Genomic DNA, 19,686 nt, shown 5'->3' with positions numbered 1-19,686 from the left:
AAAGGGGTTCAGAATTTTTTAATTCCGAACCCCTTTTGTCTACAAACTGGACGGACCCAGCCTTGGGTCCGTCCTTATTATTAAAGCATGATGCTGCCGGATTTTGAAAGAGGGAAAATCGTTGATCCCTTACCACTCGGATCAAAATAGGCAAGCATGAATGAAGGTTTATCGACGATTGTTCCCTCGGCTAAATACGTTTCCAAATCAAAGGGAAGTGCCTCGAGCAACGTGTGTTTGTGTATTTCTTTTTCATTTAGGGCCAAAGCGGTGAAAGAGGAACCAAGCTGTTCAGGCTTATTGAGAATATATTCATATATCTCTTTCCGACCACTTTTATCTAATAAAGCTTCCCACCAAGGTTTACGTGGTTTGTATTTTTGATTCATGAAATAATCCAATTTCATGAGTCCGATAATGTTTTTCAGTTCGGAAGATTCCCGGGAAGCCAAAAACTGCTGTAAACGTCTGAACAAGTCTTCAAGCTGATGGCCGATTCGTGACCACCCTTGTTCATCCCAATAGGTACCGAAATCTTGAAAGAAGTCGAACGGTGATTGAAATACCGTTTTGACAAGATATTCCGTAGTATGATCCATTCTATGATCGTTCCAGTATTTTTCAAGTACATCTTCAACTTGTTTAATCCGGACAATGTCATCGAAGGATAAAACATTATTCCCCAATATTTCATAAGGAGCATGTTCGCTGTATATATATTGGTGTTCATCGGCTCGTATCCGTAAGCCGGTTCCACGAAGCATCTTTAAGAAACCAAGCTGCATCTCTTCGGGTCTAAGCTCGAAAACATCATTGAAGGTCTTTCGGAAAGAATGATAATCTTCTTCCGGTAAACCGGCAATAAGGTCTAAATGCTGATCAATTTTCTGACCATCTTTTACCATGGTTACGGTCCTGGTCAGTTTTTCGAAATTCTGTCTTCTCATTACTAGATCATTCGTATGATCATTCGTCGATTGTACCCCTATTTCAAACCGGAACAGTCCTGCAGGGGCATTGTCGTTCAAGAACTGGATAACTTCCGGACGCATGATGTCCGCCGTGATTTCGAACTGGAAAACCACACCGGGAAGATGCTCATCGATTAAGAATTGAAACATCTCCATGGCATAGCTTCGGCTGATATTGAAGGTTCGGTCAACGAACTTAATGGTCTTTGCACCATTAGCCATAAGGTACCTGATATCTTCTTTAATCTTTTCACGATCAAAATACCTGACACCCACTTCAATCGATGAAAGGCAAAATTGGCAGCTGAACGGGCAACCTCGGCTAGTTTCGATATAGGTGACACGTTTAGGTAGGTCGCCGCGGTCTTCCTCCAAACGATATGGAGAAGGGAGGGATTTTAAATCAACCTTGCCGTTCTGAGGCTGGATGATTTTTTTTCCATTCTGTCGGTACGCAATGCTGCCGATCTTCTTATAGTCTTTCGAACCTTCAATTTCAGATAAAAGGGCCTTGAAGGTGACTTCACCTTCACCGATTACGATGAAATCAGCCCCGGGAATCTGATCAAGCCATTCCCCAACATCATAGGTGACTTCAGGTCCGCCGAGAATGATGACCAATTCCGGGTTGATTTTTTTTAGCATGGCTACGACTTTCATTGTTTCCTCGATGTTCCAAATATAGCAGCTGAACCCTATGACATCAGGTTTTTTGGAATGAAGGTCACCAACTATGTTCATAATTGGATCTTTTATCGTATATTCTGCCAGCTGGACATCATAATCAGGCTGGGCGTAAGCTTTTAAATATCGGATGGATAGCGATGTATGGATATATTTTGCGTTAAGAGTACTGATTATTATATTCATGTTAAAGGGCGTAAAAGAAACGCCTGGCTCCTTTCGTGTACATGTCTTTTTAAGCCAACAAGCACTAACGAGTAATTTTACCATAGCGTGCTCCATTTGAAAAATGAGTTATGGTATTGAAGGGGGAATCTTTACTGCTTGAAAGTCGGATAAGAAATCGAATTTGAAAAAACGGATAAAGCAGGAAATGCTTCATCCGTTTTATTTAAAAAGCTTGTTTAATATAGTCTTTCGTTTTAGTCATGAATCGTTTTGTTTTGGTCGCCTTCAATTCGATGATCGGCTGTGCCATGGAAGCGATCATTTCACTTGATAATAACACGGTAATCAAGAAAGAGAGTCCTGCGAGCATGATAAAGCTCTCTGTATTGCTGAAGTATTCCTGTATGGTGCTTTCGCGGAAGAAACGAATGAAGAAACCATGCAGCAGATACACATAAAGGGTTTGTTTACCCCAATTCGTAAAGAAATATTGTCTGCGTGGGATGAACGAAAGGAAGCTGAACACTGAAATGATGCTCAATCCATAAAATCCTAGGCGTTTAAACATGGACACGATTGTCGCATCTTCAAGTTCGGCATATGGTTTCGAACCGAGCAGCCATTTATAATTAATATCGGTATTTAAATAAAAACCGATAAAAATCACTAACATGACAATAAGTGATGCCCAACGAACTTTGGGAGTGAATAGTTTTTTTAAATGTTCCTTGCTTAAATGGTACCCGATCAAAAACATCGGGAAAAAAACGAATGTCCTGGAGAGACTAAGGTAATTGGAAATATTGTCTATATAACCAATCAATAATGCGATTATTAAAGATAAACCTATGCCTACCGATGGCTTTAGCTTTGAGAAACCAAGCAGCATGATGTTCCAACAGAATAAACTGATCAAGAACCATAGCGACCATTGGGGGTCAAGCAGGTCTACAGTGATGGCAGAACGTTCATATAAGAAATAATAGTAAACGGTATATATCAATTGGAAAATGATGTAGGGTAAAATCAGTTTTTTAGTGATTTTACCCAAATACCCTTTTTGATAAAAACCTTTCGCAAAGAATCCTGAAACAAGGATAAAGGCAGGCATGTGAAAGGAATAAATGGTTTTATATAAAGCATATATCGTTTCACTGTCATGTATATACGTATTCAGCAAATGACCAAAGACGACAAATGCCATGAGAATGAACTTGGCGTTATCGAAGAAAAAATCACGTTGTTTCATTATTGCCTCCATTTAATAAATTTTAAGGTAGCTAGAAAGCATTGTTATTTCTTATTCCCTAAATACCTTGTACTAAATCATTATTTATTAAATTTATTATAAAAACCTTAAATTAAGCTTAACGCTAAGTTTTACAGCATTCAATATACTATCATTTGATATATAGGTTAATTTTGGATAAAGGTGTTTGCGCTGATTTTCGAAAAATACCGAGGAAAATCAAGATGGATGTCGAATAAAGTTGGGTAGGCATGGGTTTTGATGAGGGGGGTTAATATGAATATCGGTTATGAGAATGAAACGGAATATAAACAGGAAATTTTAAAATTGAATAAACAGATCGAAGGGTTTCTGAATATGTTCGATTCAATGTCAGAGCCTTATATCAGGGTTGATGAGGAACTGCGTCTCACTTATGCCAATGATGCCGCCTGTGCCCTGCTGGAAACACCTAAAGATCAACTGGAGTCCATGAGGATAACTGATTTTCTCGATGTCATCCCTTTAAATAACCAGGAAGTGTCAAGCACCCTAAAAACCTCGAATGAAAGTGAAAGGCAAATTATCCAGCTACATACCGGAGCCCTTAAGCAAATAGAGTTTATACGAATGGGATCACTTTCCGAAGGACAGCAGTTCTATCGTTTGGTGGATGTGACATTGGATGTTTCTTCGTCAAGGGAAACAGGGATGTCAAGACAGATGTTTTTGGACATTTTCGATACAGCCATAGAAAGCATCGTTCTATTCGACAGTTCAGGAATAATAATGGAAGTGAACCATGCCTTTATCCATGCCTTGGGCATTCCGAAAAAAGAGATTGTCGGTAAGAATATGAGGGACCTCATCTCCCCAGATTATAGGGGATATTGGGATGAGAGCATACAAAGAGCCTTTGATGAGTCGAACTATAAAGGGGAGGTAGAGATAAAGGTCGGGGATGAACTGCATCATTTTACTTTTTCGATAAGTTCAACGGTAGGAAATGAACTATATATGTCTGTGCTTGGAAGAATTACAGAATCAAATATAATAGAAAAAAAGTTAGAGACGAGCGAACGGATTTTTGCGGAATTATTCGACCAGTCCATGGATGCAATCATATTCTGGAATGATGACGGGATCATTTTTCGGGTCAATCATTCAGCGTGTAAAATATTCGAATCCAGCAGGGAGGATTTGATTGGCAGTTATATCTGGAAATACGTTTACAGCAACAATCACCATTTTAGTCAGATGATGGAAACATTTGAAAGAGACACCCAGGTGCGGGGTGAGCTGATTTATAAAATGCCTAATAACCAAATTAAATTGCTGGAATTGACTGCAAAAAAACATGAAGGTGACGGATATAACGTAACGATCTTTCGAAATGTCAGTGAGCGCTGGCTGATTGAGAAGGAATTAAGGGATAGTGAGAAGAAGTTCAGGAAGATTTTTGAGGGAACATTAGACGGCCTGATTTTATGGAATCATGAAGGGTTCACGGATATTAATGAAGCGGGTCAGAAAATATTGGAGATTTCGAAGCGCAAACTGCTTTCTTTATCTGTTAAGGGATTCATCGAAAAAATTCCTGAAAATGCTCCAGTCTTGAATGCTCATATTGAAAATGTTTATAAGCATGAGGTATACTCCTCCATCATTCCGATAACATTCGAAGATGGAAGAGTTAAGCATATTGAATTTTTGACGAGGAAAAATTTATATTCGAACCTGAATTTAAGCATTTTCCGTGATGTGAGTAAAAATCTCGAGATGCAGGAACAAATCCGTAAATCGGATACTTTGAATGTCGTTGGTGAATTGGCGGCAGGTATTGCTCATGAAATCAGGAACCCAATGACAGCCTTAAAAGGTTTTATCCAGTTGCTTGAGGACGGTGTTAAAGGGGAGTTTTCCACATATTTTCATGTGATTACATCCGAAATTAAGCGAATCGAAACCATTATCACGGAATTTTTGGTACTGGCAAAGCCGCAGGCGCTAAAAATTTTCAAACAGGATGTTCATACCATATTGAGAGAGACACTGGAATTACTGGCCGCTCAGGCACTGTTGGAAAATATTCAATTCGAGACAAACTTTGAAGATGATGAATGTAAGGTTTTATGTGAAGCGAACCAGTTAAAGCAAGTGTTCATTAATATCATCAAAAATGCATTGGAAGTCATGCCGGATGGCGGGTCTGTTCACATTAAAACAAGCCGATTTTCAGAGAAATACGTTTGCATTTCAATTACCGATAAAGGCATGGGGATTTCAACGGAAATGCTAAAAAAATTGGGTGAACCTTTTTATACGACGAAGGATAGGGGAACAGGGCTGGGGCTCATGGTCAGCTATAAAATCATTGAAGAACACAATGGCTATATAGAAGTGGAAAGCGAAGTGGGAAAAGGGACGAGTTTTCATATTTATTTGCCATTCGAGTAATGTAGAAGGGGATGCTCTATACCTTTCTTAAGTTAACGGAAAGCATGGATATTACATTAGGGATCCTTTATCGGATTCCTTTTTTGTTCCATCATTATTATCCTGGGATTTCAAATGAGGGTTGTAATAATGATAAACATTTTTCCCCTTCACTTAAGGGGCTGTCCTGCTTTTAAATCATTGAGAAATTATCTGCTCGAATTGAATAAGCGAAAACTAATAATAGCATCCAAATGGGGGGATCTTTCAAAGCGATTTTCGGAGCTGTCTTCATATGAAATCTTCCTGATCAATATATGATGCTTATGCTTAGGAATTTCCGTCATATCCTGTCTGCTGATGGACAAAGCCATATCGCAATTTAAGAAGTTTTGTCTTTTTTTGCGAATCTATTTACATATAAGGCATATTTTGTAATACTTCTTTATTATAATGTAACTTTAAAAGGGCAGGAGTAGTGAATGTAGTTATGAATTCTAGGTGTGCAACGGAAATTTGTTCTGAGATTCGAATGAAGCGTTGGGAAATGATGGAGTTGGCGAAAATGTATGGAATTGGCCATGAGTATACCCTTCGCCAAAGTGAGCAGCTTGACAAACTTATAAATGAGTACCTGATCCTTCAACATCATTCATCAGTGGAAGTGAGAAATAAGCGCGAAGAAATGGTTGTTATTGTACAGCAGCCCTTTAATGATGACATTTCCTTTTAGAAGGAAATGGAATGCCCATGACTTTTTATATTAACAGGCAAGAGACAATCAGCTTTGTGTGATTTCCGGTGAAATGAATCATATCTGAAAACAAATAAAGAAAGACTTATATAAACAAGAATATATCTTTGGAATTTCCTTTGGATTTGGGGTATATATCGAGGGGAGGCCACCAGAAGGTGTCCTTCATGCATCGGATTGGTTTAGAAGTCTTAATTTTTCTGAATGGATTACACTGATAAATAAAAAGTAAGAGCTGACTCACTTGTTTGAGCCAGCCATGGAAGTCCCGCAATTATAAAACTTCCAATAATATGACCATGAACAAAAGGCCGATAATGAAGGAATAGGTGGATGTGCGTTCATTACCATCCCCATGGCTTTCGGGAATCAATTCCTTATAAACGATGAAAAGCATGGCCCCGGCGGCGAAAGCTAGGCCGTATGGAACCAGGAACCCAATGTAAGAGGTTAAATAATAACCCAGTAAGCCCGTAATTATTTCGATGGTGCCGGTTAAGGTTGCAATCAGGAATGCTGTGAGTTTACCGATTTTTTGATTAATTAAAAACAAGGCGACCAGTAAGCCTTCCGGAGCATTTTGCAGGCCTATGGCAAAAGCGATCAAGTTACCTGTATCAGCTGTATCAGAGGCGTAACTGACCCCGACAGATAGCCCCTCAGGAATATTATGGAGTGTAATGGCAGTGATGATGAGCAAAGCCTTTTCATCGAACTGAATACCACTTTTCGTATGGCTGAGATCGATATGAGGAATGTTTTGTTCCATGATCGTTAATGTCATTACCCCGAGAAAAACCCCAATTACTAGCTGAATATACCCTCCGGTGGCCAGAGACTCCGGGATCAGGCTCAATAACGAAGCTGCCATCATGATTCCAGCGGTAAATGCCAGTAGCGTGTCTCTGAATCGATGTGTGATTGAACCTTGAATGAACAAGATTGGTAACGCACCAAACCCTGTAGACATAGCAGATAGGATGCTGCCTAATAAAACTCCACTCATAAATTTCTCCTTTGTAAGGTACTTATCGTTACTTCTTTGCGAATTTTTGGGTGAAACAATAATTCATTGTATTTAGACATAAAGAATATGTTCCTGGAAAAAACCATTTTGCATCAATCTTCTGCATACCATTTTTTCAATGTTAGATCAGACGGTAGCAATATGCTGATGATCCCCAGTAATGGCAGGAATCCCACTAGCTTAATCATGGATTCAATTCCAATTATATCTGCAATGGCTCCCAATGAAACGGATCCAATGGCACCCATTCCGAAGGCTAAACCTACGGTCAAGCCTGCCATCGTACCGACTTTTCCCGGAACCAATTCCTGTGCGTATATTACCGTGACGGAAAAACTGCTCATGATAATGAATCCCGCTATCAATAATAAGATAAAAGCGGCTGTAGGAGGTACGAATGGTAAAAGTGCGGTTATAGGCATGCTGGCAGCGAAAGAAAAGAAAATGATGTTTTTACGTCCGAATCTATCAGCAAGCGGGCCTCCGAAAAATGTACCTACAGCACCAGCTGCCAAAAAGGCAAATAGGAAAAATTGTGCGGCTTTTATCGTGAATGAATACTGCTCGATCAAATAAAAACTATAAAAGTTCGTCATGCACGATACATACCAGGAACGGGCAAAGATTATGAATAAAATCAATACCAGGGCTTTGGCCACTTTATGGGACCGCTCTTTATTGATTATTTTTGCAGCAAGCTTCTTAGGCTGGAAGTGAATTAATTTTTGGGAATACCAATTGGCAATATACAGCAATAGGATAACGGCCATTAAGGCAACCAGGGCAAACCAGAGTGCGCCTTTCTGACCAAATGGAACAAGTACGATGGCTGTGATGAGTGGGGCAAGTGCCTGCCCGCTATTCCCGCCGACCTGATAAATGGATTGTGCTAGGCCCCTCTTTGGTCCGCCTGCCATGTAGGCAACCCTGGAGCCTTCCGGATGGAATATGGCCGACCCTAAGCCCATCAGGATGACTGCACCAAGGATAATGGTATAGTTTGGGGCAATTGCGAGAATGATGACCCCGATTAAAGTACTGGTCAACCCAATGGGCAATGCATATGGAAATGGTTTTTTATCCGTATAGAACCCAACTGCCGGTTGCAGGAGCGATGAGACGATATTCAGGCAGAATGCAATCATCCCAAGCTGTGTATACGAAAGCGACATTGATTTTTCGAGGATTGGGAACATGGCAGGTACGACGGCCTGAAGAGAATCATTCATTAAATGGCATATGCCTATGATGATCATGATTTTCAGAGTCATATCTTGTTTTTGCGGTTTTGTTTTAATGGCAGCGATACTTCCCATCTGTATATATCCTTCTTCCTGATTAAGATTTTTACCTATTCCATAAATAGATTCAAGAAGCATGCACCGTATGCATGACACCTTGAAAAAATCGGGATCGTTACTAGTCTTCATGAAAAAACCGAAAACTCTTCAAAGTATTGCTAAGTGTGGTCTTTTATAAGCGGCAAGCTGATTGTAACGGTTGTACCGACCAGAGGTTTACTTGAAAACTCGATGGTGCCGTTAAAAGATTCAATGATTCGTTTACACACAAATAGCCCTAATCCCGTTCCTTCTTTTTTCGATGTATAGAAGGGATCGAACACTTTCCCTATATCTTTTTCATTCAATCCTTGCCCGTTATCGATGATCATGATTTTAGCCCATTCATTTTCATGGTGAATACGAATCCTTAACTTTTTCCCAACTTCCATGGCCTCGAAACCGTTTTTGGCAATGTTGAGAATGACTTGTTTGAGTTGGTCCTTTGTACAATGAACCAGGATTGGCTCCTTTATGATATTCCATTCCACTTCAATATTGAAGTGACGTGCTTCTGATTCTATTATTGGTCTCAATTCAGCAATGATACTGCGAATATCATATAAGGATAAAGTTTGTACCATTGGCTTTCCTAAAATCAAAAATTCGCTGACGATGCTATTGATCCGTTCAATTTCCTTCATGATTACAGAGTAATAGAACTGATCTTGCTCCTCAGGGTGTTTTTCAACCAGTAACTGTACTAGCCCCTTTATGCCGGTAAGTGGGTTTTTTATTTCATGTGCAGTACTTGCAGCCAATGTACCGACAAAATCTATTTTTTGGTTTTCATTTAGTAATTTTTGTTTTTTGGCATGCCTGCGAACGATCACTTCCTCCATGATGATATAAATCATGTGAGTAATAAAGAAGGTGAAAAAAACAAGCATTAAAAAAACATTCATGTTATTTGTGTTAATCTTGTCGGGCACTTTGACGGACAGTGTCCAATCGACTTCGGTCAAAGGAACATCCACCCATGTTGAATGTCCATTGAATCCCTCGGCATTTATATCTAAAATTCGGGTTTTGTCCTTTGTTTCCAATATAAAGGTATGACCAGGGCTGAGCATTTTTAATGTTTTTTCCATATGATCCAGCCTGATATGTGCCAATAAAAACCCTTGCACTTTTTTAGCTTGATCCAGTATGGGAGCAAAAATGGAAAAATAATTAAAATGAGCGTTATAAAGCTCCTTTGTTCCTGCAACAACTGCTTTTTGAGTTTTCACTGCACGTTCCATATCATTTTGTTCGATTAAATGGTAATGATGGAAATTCTTATTCGTACCCGAAATGGAAACACCGTCGCGATTTAGCCAATATACTCCGGCATACCTGGAATCTGTATCTTTGATCCAGTTCATAAGCAGTTCGGTTTTTTTGTCATCCATATAAAGCACGGAACTGCTAAGGCTAAGCAGCTCAAGGTTTTCCTTCGTTTCCCTTATAACTTGATCTATGTATTCTTGATAAACCGTTCCCGCCCATTCAGCTTGTTCCTGTCTTTCTTTTAGAAGGGAACGTTCTAAATGAATCCAATAAATGATAGAGAGAAAAATTAATGGTAAAATAACAATAAGTAGATATGTGGTGAATTTATGCCTCGTTTTCATGTTTGTCACTACTTTAGCTTTTTTTTCAAGTATATCAAAATGATTGATTAAACAATAGTGCATACTAACAGGGCAGATTGACAAAAAATCCTTTATGTCATATAATAACTTTTAATTCAAGATATTTTAATTAATAATTTTTAAGGTTGTGAAGTTATGGAGAATAATAACATCCAACAGTCTTTGAAACTGTTCATTGTGATGTCTAGAGCTCATCGATCCATTAATGATGTGGTTAATAAACATATAGCTGAAGAGGGTTTGAATCCAACTGAGTTTGCAGTACTGGAATTGCTTTATCATAAAGGGGATCAGCCTCTTCAGCAAATAGGCGGAAAGATCCTGCTAGCTAGTGGCAGCATTACCTATGTCGTGGATAAACTTGAACAGAAGGAATATCTGCAGCGCATAGCATGTAAAGAGGATCGCCGTGTAACCTTTGCAAAGATAACCGATAAAGGAAAGGCCTTTATTGAAGGAGTTTTTCCTGAGCATGAAAAAAGAATCGATGATATCATGAGTGTACTTACGCAAGATGAAAAGGCGACCGTGATTGAATTGCTTAAAAAAATTGGGTATTCCGCTCAAAATTAGCTAAAGAACCAGCACCTTGATTTGACTACAGGTGCTGTTTTTTTATGTCTGATAAAACATGAATTTGTTTTAGCGACATAAAAAGGTTTTTAATAACGCAGTGGCGAAATAAATTACATTAAGATAATCGTGATAATGGTGAATGTTTCTTGGAAACGAATCCGATTGGATAACGTCACTCTGGTTTATACAGAAAAAATGTTTTATATTCGAAAAGGAGCCTACATATGAAATTTAATGAGTATCAATATAAACGTCCTGAAATGGATGAAATTAAAACCCGGTTCATGAAAGCTTTGGAAAAGTTTACGGACGCTGCAAACGCCGATTCACAAATAAAAGCCATGGAAGAAATAAACGGAATTCGAAATTATGTAGGTACGATGTTTAATTTGGTCTATATCCGGCATTCCATAGATACCAATGATGTTTTTTATAAAGCGGAGAATGATTACTTAGATGACTTCTCCCCTGAAATGGAAGAATTGACCTCGAAATTTTACAATGAACTCGTTCGCTCGAAATTCCGTAAGGAGCTTGAGGAGAAATGGGGAACTCAACTATTTGACCTGGCAGAGGCCCAACTCAAAACCTTTACGCCCGAAATCATACCACAACTGCAAAAAGAAAATAAATTATCAAGTGAGTATTCACAATTAATTGCCTCTGCAAAAATTCACTTTGATGGAAAAGAATTAACACTTGCGCAGCTTCAGCCTTTTATGGAGTCCTCGGACCGTGAGTTAAGGAAAAATGCAAGTGAGGCATATTACGGTTTCTTTGAAGAAAAGCAGGAGGAATTGGATCGTATATTCGATGAACTTGTCAAGGTGAGAAATGGGATTTCGACAGCGCTGGGTTATGGGAATTTTGTGGAACTTGGGTATTATCGAATGACAAGGACTGATTATGATGCTGATATGGTTGCTGCATTCCGCAAGCAGGTGAAAGAGGAAGTGGTACCGCTTGTCACCCGGCTGAAGGAACGGCAGCGGGAACGTCTTGGATTGGAGAACCTGAACTATTATGATGAGAATTTTCATTTCAGAACGGGTAATGCCATTCCAAAAGGCGATGCTGAGTGGATCATAGATAATGGGAAAAGGATGTACCAGGAATTATCACCTGAAACGAATCAGTTTTTCAACTATATGATTGATAATGACCTGATGGACCTTGTGGCGAAAAAAGGAAAAGAAAGCGGTGGCTACTGTACTTTTATAGAAGACTATAAAGCTCCATTCATCTTTTCTAATTTCAACGGTACTTCCGGGGATATTGATGTTTTGACACATGAGGCAGGTCATGCATTCCAAGTGTATCGCAGCCGTGATCTTGACATTCCTGAGTATTATTGGCCAACATATGAAGCATGTGAAATCCATTCGATGAGCATGGAATTTTTAACTTGGCCATGGATGGAGCTATTTTTCAAGGAAGATACGGAAAAATATAAGTTTTCCCATTTAAGCGGTGCCCTCATATTCCTCCCGTATGGGGTAGCTGTTGATGAATTTCAGCATTTTGTCTATGAAAATCCTAATGCCTCCCCCGTTGAAAGGAAGCAGGCTTGGCGTAAGATCGAGATGGAATATTTGCCGCATCGCGATTATGAAGGAAACGAATTCTTGGAGAATGGCGGGTATTGGCAGCGGCAAAGCCACATTTATCAATCACCTTTTTATTATATCGACTATACATTGGCCCAGATTTGTGCTTTCCAATTCTGGAAAAGGTCGACTGAAAAAGATGAAACGGCTTGGGAGGATTATTTGAATCTGTGCCAACTTGGAGGCAGCAAGTCCTTCCTTGATCTCGTTGAATCTGCGAATCTAAAATCCCCGTTTGTTGACGGTACTGTACAGTCCGTTGTGAAGGTGATAGACGAATGGCTCTCCACTGTTGATGATAAAGCATTATGAAATGATCTAAATCCGAACCATGATTATAAAAGAAGACTTGGTTATCCTTCATGAACACTTTTTTTATAGAAAGAAACATTATTGGATTGAAGAAATTTGCGACACTCCTGTCGAATCACTGACTAGCCGAGACCTCACAGGCGCTTGCAGTTATGCGGCATGAAAGACAGTCAGCGGAAAGGGAGTTAATTTCTGGAATAAACTGGTACGTTTATTAATTAGTTTACAGTCTGAACGCTTGGAGATTATTCCAAGCGTTTTTTTAAGATCTTTCATGCGTTCGGAATGATGCTTCACAGTGAAATGCATAGGGGGTTTCAGACTGCACGATGAGAGGATGTAACCCAGGAAAAAAACAGCTGACGAAAGGAATATTGCTCGGCTTGTCTTAAATGTCTCTTCCTTACATATAAATGTAGGGAGGAGGGGAGAGTATGCTGTCAAGGTGGTCAGGGAGTTTTCAGATTGCAGCGGTTTATGTAGGCACAGTCGTCGGTGCAGGATTTGCAACTGGAAAAGAGATTGTCGAGTTTTTTACCCGTTATGGTTTTTATGGCTTTATCGGGATTTTAATAGCAGGTTATATTTTCATTTTCACCGGCACGAAAATCATGCTCATTTCCGCAAGGATCAGAGCATCTTCTTATGAGGAGTTCAATCAATTTCTTTTTGGCAAGAAAATAGCTGGAATCATCAACTTCTTTTTCCTTATCATGCTGTTAGGGGTGACGGCTGTCATGATCTCGGGTTCAGGAGCCGTTTTTGAAGAACAACTTGGCGTGCCTAAAAGTATTGGAAGTTGGTCTACGATCATACTGGCATCCTTGGTCCTGATGATGGGCATGCGCGGTGTTTTCACTGTGAACTCGTTTGTTGTACCAATCATGATCTGCTTTAGCGTGATTCTTTTTTTCTCGACTTTAGGTAATGTGGATTTCTTTAAGACCCTTACAAAAGTTCCGGATGAAGTGATCACCGTGAAAATGATTTTGTCCCCCTTTGCCTATACAGCCTTTAACCTGGCTTTGGCACAGGCTGTGCTGGTTCCGGTTGCGTATGAAGTTCGAGATGAGAAGGTCATTAAGCATGGAGCAATTCTTGGAGGGATATTCCTGACCATCATTTTATTGACGGGGCATTTTTCACTTATGACACTTCCTGATGTGAATCGTTATGAAATTCCTTCAGCAGTTATTATGAGAACGGCGGCCAGTCAGTTGTATTGGATGTTCATTTTGGTGATATACGGCGAGATATTCACTTCGGTCATCGGAAACATATATGGCTTACAGAGGCAAATCAGCAGTTATATTAAATTGCCAAGCATACTGATCATAGCGGTGATCTTTTTAATAGCTTTAATCATTAGTGAATTCGGATATGGAAGGTTACTAGGATATATTTATCCGGTTTTTGGATACATAAGCCTCCTTTTTTTAGTGCTGGTCTGGAAGAGCAAGGCAGGCAAGGAGTAATGGAGAACGGGGGGCCTGACCCTAGCCCTCCGTACCAGGGGGAAATCAATGGTCACCCTTTCATCAGCGTCTTAGCCATCTCTAGAAAAGCATCCCGGTAATCTTTATCTTTTTTCGTGAACATAGTTAAGCGGACGGGTGCTTTTTCATCCTTGAGCAAAATGGAAGTGATGACATCATCCCCACTTTCCACTTCAAATCCTGTGCCGCTCCCGATATCGAGTGAAGGATCCCTAATCGTTTCTGAAATGCTTTTCAGCTGGGCTTGAACATTTTCTTCCACCTCATCCCAACTGACATCGGCCTTCAACAATTCGATTCTCATATAAATGGAGTCATCTTCAATCAGGTACACAATATCTTTTCCTGGTTCTTCGGCACTTAGCTTGAATTGTTGCAAAACATAGAGGCTGAACGGTTGATTATCGCTTTTTTTTAGGAATGCTGTTTTTTCTTTTGCTTCCCCGTTCATTGTATACTGCAGGTTTTGCTCCATCAGTCTTATTTTGTTATCGCTTCGGTTATTACGATTGCCCCTTTGAGAAGTATTGCCTCCGTTCTCATCTTTTATTGAATCTTCCTGTGGCTCATCTGCATTTTCGTCTGTGGCCGTACCGCAGCCAGTCAGCAGAAAAGCGGCGAATGTGACACTGCCAATATAACGTGTCCAACAAGTCATGTGTTTCCCTCATCTTTCTGATAGAAATTTCAAACTGTTATTCCTGCATCACATACAGGTGCTTTGCCCTTTAATGAATTAGACGGCATGAAATGGAAATGGTTACAAAAAGCGGGGGAATCGAATGGGAAGATTGCTAAAAAGTGAAAAACGGAATGGTCATCTAGTAACCATCCCGTTTGATAAATTGAATTATCCTATGATTTTATAATTTTTATGGTTTACGACTGTTTTTTGTTCAAGCTCCAAATCACGATAATTTTCCATATACGTGACGTCCACGATTACTGAGTTCTCGTTCACTTTCTCGACGATTCCTTTTAAGCCTTCTCTAAATTCAATGATATTTCCAACTTCCGCTTTCTTCATGGTAATCATCCTTTCCCATTTTGTTTCCAATGATCAAAAAGTAACAATGGAGTAATTGGATTATTCGAACATCTTGCCGTTTAGATTTTGACGTGGGAAGTGCTAGTAAGAGAATTAGTTATCTCTTATGTCGGTACAGTAAGCTAAACTTTTAAAAGGAGGTACGATTCTTGTAATGGAGCGTTGTGAAAATGTGGCATAATTTGGTATATCTTGCAAACGCAGTTATGCGTACCAGTATGTAATTATATGTACAAAAAATGCCAATCATTTTACATTATGATATTTTAATATACAGTTTGCACTATTTTAAAGCATTCGTAAAGAATAATGTAGTGAGTGGGCAACAAAAAATTCTAATTTATATTAAGTGGCAAGCTTATGTTAAAATGAAAACGGAATTTCTCCTGTCTGAAAATGATGGAACATTCGATAATTAAGGAGGATAATATATGAATGCAGAGGAAGCAAAAGAAGTACTCGATAAATTGGCAAATCGGGAAATGGAAGAGTTCCGGATAACAAAAGAAGAATTTTTAGCTTTTCGTGAGGTTCTTGTCAATAGGGATGACTTTAAACATTTTCGGGGGAATGCTCAACATAACGGTGTGATAATTTATACGTATTTAGAAGAAGCGAGAAGTTGATGGATGTATAATTTGGGGTGGCTCATGATTGAGCCACCCCAAATTATTTATATTGGAAAAATCAATTGTTTCCTTAATTTATTTAAGGCGGACCTTCTCCATGATTTGACGGCTGCAGCAGTGACTTGATATATCTCAGCGATTTCAGTCACGGTTTTATTTTCAAGGTATGTCTGTAAAAGCCAGCGTTGCTGATTCAGTGTCAATCCTTCCGTGTAGGTTAATACATTATCGATGGCAAAGGCCTCTTCATGCATTGAAAAAGGATCTTTAATCATCTCTAATAGGAAGGAATCAAAGGGTTCGGTACGGATTTCATATTTATGATGATGCTTTAATTCGTTCAGAATTTTGCCTTTGATTACCGTATAGGCATAGTTGGAGAATTGTCCGTATTCTTCATTGAAATTCCCTAATGACTCCCATAAAGCGATCAAGCCTACTTGAAAATATTCTTCCTTATTTTTATAGATGGAAAGTGAGCGGATAATATGATGGATCATCGGGGTGAATTCTTCCGTTAGCGCTGAGAAATCTTTCATTAAGCAAGTCACCTTTAGAAAGTGCACTTTCCTGTATTCCCGGGTGCTTCTACCATAAATAAATCGATCGGATAAAGCCAAATGGCATAACCGAAAAATGGCGGTTATAACAAGTGGGTTTTAAAGGAGCTAAAGAGAACCTTTTTGATGAGAAAAGGATAATTAAGGAAATGTTGAGTGTGTGGGAGCAAATGAAAAAGCACATCCAAAGATTGGATGTGCCGAAACATGATGTACCGTTTGTCGAAAAGGGAGTTTGGAATGGCCTCATTTAAAACAAGGATATATTTTATAGTTCAACGTTGATTTCCACTTCAGGCACTCGCTTTCCGCGGGCGTTCCAGGTGCCCCTCGGCGCTCTTTGCGCCTGCGGGGTCTCCCCTTGCCACGCTTTTCCTGCAGGAGTCTCGTCCCTTCCGTTCCAATCAACTTTGTTTTAAAAGATAGAAATCCTTTTGTCCAGAGTTTTTTTGAGGCGGTGTAAAATTTAGATTTCCACTTCAGGCACTCGCTTTCCGCGGGCGGTCGGGGAGCCTCCTCGGCGGGCCTGCGGGGTCTCCCTTGCCTCGCTTTCCCGCAGGAGTCTCGTCCCTTCCGTTCCAATCAACTTGGTGTTTTAAAAGAAAAAACTGCTGGCTCGTCTTATTTCGAACCCTGTTTAAGACTAGTTTTTGCAGTCGTCGGAAAGGGTGCGGATTTCTGAAATCCACTCGATCTTTTTTTTATAAAAACCGTATTTGTTAACTTTGCGATTTTCTGAATCCAGCATCCTGTGCGTCTTTTTCAGTACAAAACATTTCTTCTGGTTTAGTTATTTCGTAATATTGGCCCGAAGGAATGTGATAAATTTTATTGCCTTTGGAATTTATATTCCCTTTAATTTGCGGGTTATTGCAAGACCCAATGGGCTTTTCCACGGATGCTTCTTTTGACTTCGAATCATCAAACCCTTTTGAAGTTGCATAATTTTCGATTGACCAAATACCGATTTCGTTTTGTTGGGCTTGTTTTTGAATATTTTCCAATTCATCAAGGTATTTCGTGTTCGGTGCATAAACATAGGCTACCCTTGCCAGTCCTTTTTCCAGCAGAAGTTTATTCACCATTTTACCATCAACATAAAAATAGGCCAGCAGCCGGCCGTATTTATCTCTTTCACCTATGTCGGTTTCTACTTCCACTTTAGAGCCAGAAGGCATGAGTTCCTTGGCGAACTTGCTTGCTTCAGGTCCAAAAGGCTGAACGGGCTTGGATGGGTGCACGGTTTCTGGAGTATCTATCAACAGGAGCCTGACCGTTTCTTGATTTCCATTAGTCATTTTGATTTTGACTGTATCTCCGTCAATAACTTTGATGATCTCGGCTGTGAATGTCTTGCCTTTTTCTTCATTTGAAGAGTCCGCACTGGATTGGGTGTCTTCGTTGGAAAGTGAATCTTCCTGTTTGGATTGATTGATCAGGTTATCTGAAGCTGCCTGGCAGCCAGACAACGTGATCAGGCAAAGCGCAGTAAGGAGAAAAACATTCAGGTAAGAATGTAAAAAGGAATTTCCGTTCATGATAAGTCCCTCCATTTATTAAGGTGTTTTCCACATCAGTCATGGATATATTCGGCAGGAATAATACTAACCTATAAAAATGTGAAAGAAAATGAAAATCTTTACATGCATCGCTACCCCAGATCAGGATAGTTTCTTATAATGATATGGTGGAGTAAGGGAGGCAGGCGGGTAAAATGATATTCAGGCTAGAAAATATTAAATATAAAGGGATTTTGAATATTGATGATTTGCAAATACCGGCGTATATGGTAACTTGTTTGACTGGGGAGAGCGGTGCAGGAAAAACCTCACTGCTACGATTATTGAACAGGATGGATGACCCGGATAGCGGTTCGATTTATTATCAGGATCAGTTGCTGGATGAATTCAACCCGATAGAGCTCCGGCGTAAAGTCACAATGCTTTCTCAGGCACCATTCTCTTTACCGGGTACGATTGAAGAAAATCTTCAGATTGGCCTGGAACTGACAGAACGGGAAAAAAAGGATAAAGAAGAATTGGTTAAAGCACTTGAAACCGTCCAGTTGCAGAAGTCCTTAGACGAGAGTGCGGAGAATCTTTCTGGCGGGGAGAAACAGAGACTGGCACTGGCGAGGTTACTTTTATTGAACCCCGAGGTGTATTTACTGGATGAGCCGACTTCAGCCCTTGATGAGGAAGCCGAGCTGACGGTCATGGGCCGTTTTTTAGAAAAAGTGAAGCGGGAAAAAGGAACGGTCATCATGATAACCCATTCAAAACAGCTGGCGGATATGTGTGCTGAACAGAGGATCGTTCTGAAAAAGGCGAAGGAGAGTGACTATTAATGGAGTCGAATGGGATAATAGATATTGAGTTCTGGCGTCTTTGTGCGGCCTACGTGTTTGTAGTGATTCTGCTCATAATCGTGAAATGGCGCGGGATTACACGGGAAAAGCAAATCATGCTCGCTACGGTGCGGATGACTGTCCAACTCATTCTCGCAGGATATGTTTTGACATATATCTTTGAAAATCCCCACCCGATACTTTCTTTAGGATTTTTATGTGCGATGGCCCTGTTTTCCATCCATAATATTTTTAAGCAAGTGTCCCATACTCTTAATAAGAAAATCAAGAGGATGGTTATCTTAAGTATGTTGTCAGGTCCCATGGCTGCCTTGTTTTATTTTAATGTGGTCGTGATCCATTTCACGCCATGGTATGAGCCGAGGTACTTCATTCCAATTGCAGGGATGATCGTGGGGAATGCCATGACCGGAGTGACATTGGCGCTTAAAAACCTCCATGATGGGATTAGCGGTAATCGTGAAAAGGTAGAAGCGATGTTGATGCTTGGAGCGACTCCAGCAAAGGCTGTGAAGAAATATGTGGATGCTGCATTCGACTCGGCTGTGCTCCCGACTTTGAACAATATGCTCGGGATGGGGATTATCTTCCTTCCAGGAATGATGACAGGGCAAATCATGTCGGGGATAAGCCCGCTAATTGCTATTGAGTACCAGATTGCGATTTTGATTGGGATTCTCGGAAGTGTTTCATTAACGGTGGCCCTCTTCATTATGCTGAGTTTCAGGGCTTTTTTCACCAAAAATGCGCAGCTGTCCATTTAATCATTGAAGAATCTGAAAAGTAATAGTTGCAGTTCCATCTATATTTTTGTACTATTTTGTAGGTACCAATAGTTTTGGTTT

Annotated in this window: 18 protein-coding genes; 9 read left to right on the top strand and 9 right to left on the bottom strand. The window is 39.9% G+C overall.

Annotated features, from left to right (window positions below; all coding sequences use genetic code 11):
- Positions 1-80 precede the first annotated feature (80 nt).
- Positions 81-1,841, bottom strand: coding sequence for a B12-binding domain-containing radical SAM protein (locus ADA55_RS01700; protein ID WP_048678239.1), 1,761 nt, complete (start codon positions 1,839-1,841; stop codon positions 81-83).
- A gap of 205 nt (positions 1,842-2,046) precedes the next feature.
- On the bottom strand, positions 2,047-3,072 hold the full coding sequence (locus tag ADA55_RS01695; RefSeq protein WP_048678236.1) for an acyltransferase family protein: 1,026 nt from the start codon (positions 3,070-3,072) through the stop codon (positions 2,047-2,049).
- A 276-nt stretch (positions 3,073-3,348) separates the two neighbouring features.
- Here ADA55_RS01695 and ADA55_RS01690 point away from each other — a divergent pair, with 276 nt between their 5' ends.
- Both ADA55_RS01690 and ADA55_RS01685 read left to right on the top strand, forming a co-directional pair.
- Positions 3,349-5,508, top strand: a complete 2,160-nt coding sequence (locus tag ADA55_RS01690) for a PAS domain-containing sensor histidine kinase (protein WP_048678232.1) — start codon at positions 3,349-3,351, stop codon at positions 5,506-5,508.
- A 469-nt stretch (positions 5,509-5,977) separates the two neighbouring features.
- Positions 5,978-6,220 carry an aspartyl-phosphate phosphatase Spo0E family protein gene (locus ADA55_RS01685; protein WP_048678230.1) on the top strand — a complete coding sequence of 81 codons (243 nt, stop codon included), beginning with the start codon at positions 5,978-5,980 and terminating at the stop codon, positions 6,218-6,220.
- A 295-nt stretch (positions 6,221-6,515) separates the two neighbouring features.
- Here ADA55_RS01685 and ADA55_RS01680 read toward each other — a convergent pair whose 3' ends face one another.
- The 3 genes from ADA55_RS01680 to ADA55_RS01670 form a co-directional block, all read right to left on the bottom strand.
- Positions 6,516-7,247 (bottom strand): ZIP family metal transporter, encoded by a 732-nt coding sequence (locus ADA55_RS01680; protein WP_048678228.1) that lies wholly within the window; start codon positions 7,245-7,247, stop codon positions 6,516-6,518.
- Between the two features lie 113 nt (positions 7,248-7,360).
- Positions 7,361-8,584: an MFS transporter gene (locus ADA55_RS01675; RefSeq protein WP_048678249.1), complete on the bottom strand. Its 1,224-nt coding sequence runs from the start codon at positions 8,582-8,584 to the stop codon at positions 7,361-7,363.
- 143 nt (positions 8,585-8,727) lie between these two features.
- Positions 8,728-10,224 carry an ATP-binding protein gene (locus ADA55_RS01670; protein WP_161798611.1) on the bottom strand — a complete coding sequence of 499 codons (1,497 nt, stop codon included), beginning with the start codon at positions 10,222-10,224 and terminating at the stop codon, positions 8,728-8,730.
- A gap of 156 nt (positions 10,225-10,380) precedes the next feature.
- Here ADA55_RS01670 and ADA55_RS01665 point away from each other — a divergent pair, with 156 nt between their 5' ends.
- The 3 genes from ADA55_RS01665 to ADA55_RS01655 all read left to right on the top strand — a co-directional run bounded on the left by ADA55_RS01665 (position 10,381) and on the right by ADA55_RS01655 (position 14,215).
- Positions 10,381-10,818 carry a MarR family winged helix-turn-helix transcriptional regulator gene (locus ADA55_RS01665; protein ID WP_034314147.1) on the top strand — a complete coding sequence of 146 codons (438 nt, stop codon included), beginning with the start codon at positions 10,381-10,383 and terminating at the stop codon, positions 10,816-10,818.
- 227 nt (positions 10,819-11,045) lie between these two features.
- Positions 11,046-12,740: a M3 family oligoendopeptidase gene (locus ADA55_RS01660; protein WP_048678223.1), complete on the top strand. Its 1,695-nt coding sequence runs from the start codon at positions 11,046-11,048 to the stop codon at positions 12,738-12,740.
- Positions 12,741-13,174: 434 nt separating this feature from the next.
- Positions 13,175-14,215 (top strand): membrane protein, encoded by a 1,041-nt coding sequence (locus ADA55_RS01655; protein ID WP_048678221.1) that lies wholly within the window; start codon positions 13,175-13,177, stop codon positions 14,213-14,215.
- 52 nt (positions 14,216-14,267) lie between these two features.
- On the opposite strand, the gene ADA55_RS01650 is transcribed toward ADA55_RS01655, so the two are convergent.
- Together ADA55_RS01650 and ADA55_RS27860 are read right to left on the bottom strand one after the other, a co-directional pair.
- Positions 14,268-14,894, bottom strand: a complete 627-nt coding sequence (locus ADA55_RS01650; RefSeq protein WP_048678218.1) for a hypothetical protein — start codon at positions 14,892-14,894, stop codon at positions 14,268-14,270.
- A 192-nt stretch (positions 14,895-15,086) separates the two neighbouring features.
- Positions 15,087-15,263, bottom strand: coding sequence for a YkvS family protein (locus tag ADA55_RS27860; RefSeq protein ID WP_064505160.1), 177 nt, complete (start codon positions 15,261-15,263; stop codon positions 15,087-15,089).
- Positions 15,264-15,715: 452 nt separating this feature from the next.
- Here ADA55_RS27860 and ADA55_RS01645 point away from each other — a divergent pair, with 452 nt between their 5' ends.
- Positions 15,716-15,910: a hypothetical protein gene (locus ADA55_RS01645; RefSeq protein ID WP_048678216.1), complete on the top strand. Its 195-nt coding sequence runs from the start codon at positions 15,716-15,718 to the stop codon at positions 15,908-15,910.
- Between the two features lie 47 nt (positions 15,911-15,957).
- Here the strand turns inward: ADA55_RS01645 and ADA55_RS01640 are convergent, their stop codons facing one another.
- Entirely contained in the window at positions 15,958-16,452 is a 495-nt protein-coding gene (locus ADA55_RS01640) for a sigma-70 family RNA polymerase sigma factor (protein ID WP_048678213.1), read from the bottom strand.
- A gap of 113 nt (positions 16,453-16,565) precedes the next feature.
- Between ADA55_RS01640 and ADA55_RS29070 the strand changes: the two genes are divergently transcribed.
- Entirely contained in the window at positions 16,566-16,727 is a 162-nt protein-coding gene (locus ADA55_RS29070) for a hypothetical protein (RefSeq protein WP_153246083.1), read from the top strand.
- Positions 16,728-17,192: 465 nt separating this feature from the next.
- On the opposite strand, the gene ADA55_RS01635 is transcribed toward ADA55_RS29070, so the two are convergent.
- A complete protein-coding gene (locus ADA55_RS01635; protein WP_053087352.1) occupies positions 17,193-18,011 on the bottom strand; it encodes a thermonuclease family protein in 819 nt (272 codons plus the stop codon).
- Positions 18,012-18,190: 179 nt separating this feature from the next.
- On the opposite strand from ADA55_RS01635, the gene ADA55_RS01630 reads away from it, so the two are divergent.
- Together ADA55_RS01630 and ADA55_RS01625 are read left to right on the top strand one after the other, a co-directional pair.
- On the top strand, positions 18,191-18,820 hold the full coding sequence (locus ADA55_RS01630) for an ABC transporter ATP-binding protein (protein ID WP_048678246.1): 630 nt from the start codon (positions 18,191-18,193) through the stop codon (positions 18,818-18,820).
- Positions 18,820-19,605, top strand: coding sequence for an ABC transporter permease (locus tag ADA55_RS01625; RefSeq protein WP_048678211.1), 786 nt, complete (start codon positions 18,820-18,822; stop codon positions 19,603-19,605). Before ADA55_RS01630 ends, ADA55_RS01625 begins: the two co-directional genes overlap by 1 nt.
- Positions 19,606-19,686 lie beyond the last annotated feature (81 nt).

The sequence above is a fragment of the Bacillus sp. 220_BSPC genome, from assembly GCF_001054655.1.
GTDB classification, from domain to species: Bacteria; Bacillota; Bacilli; order Bacillales; family DSM-1321; genus Peribacillus; species Peribacillus frigoritolerans.
The sequence above is the reverse complement of the archived record's forward strand: the minus strand, read 5'-3'. Positions and strand labels throughout refer to the sequence as shown.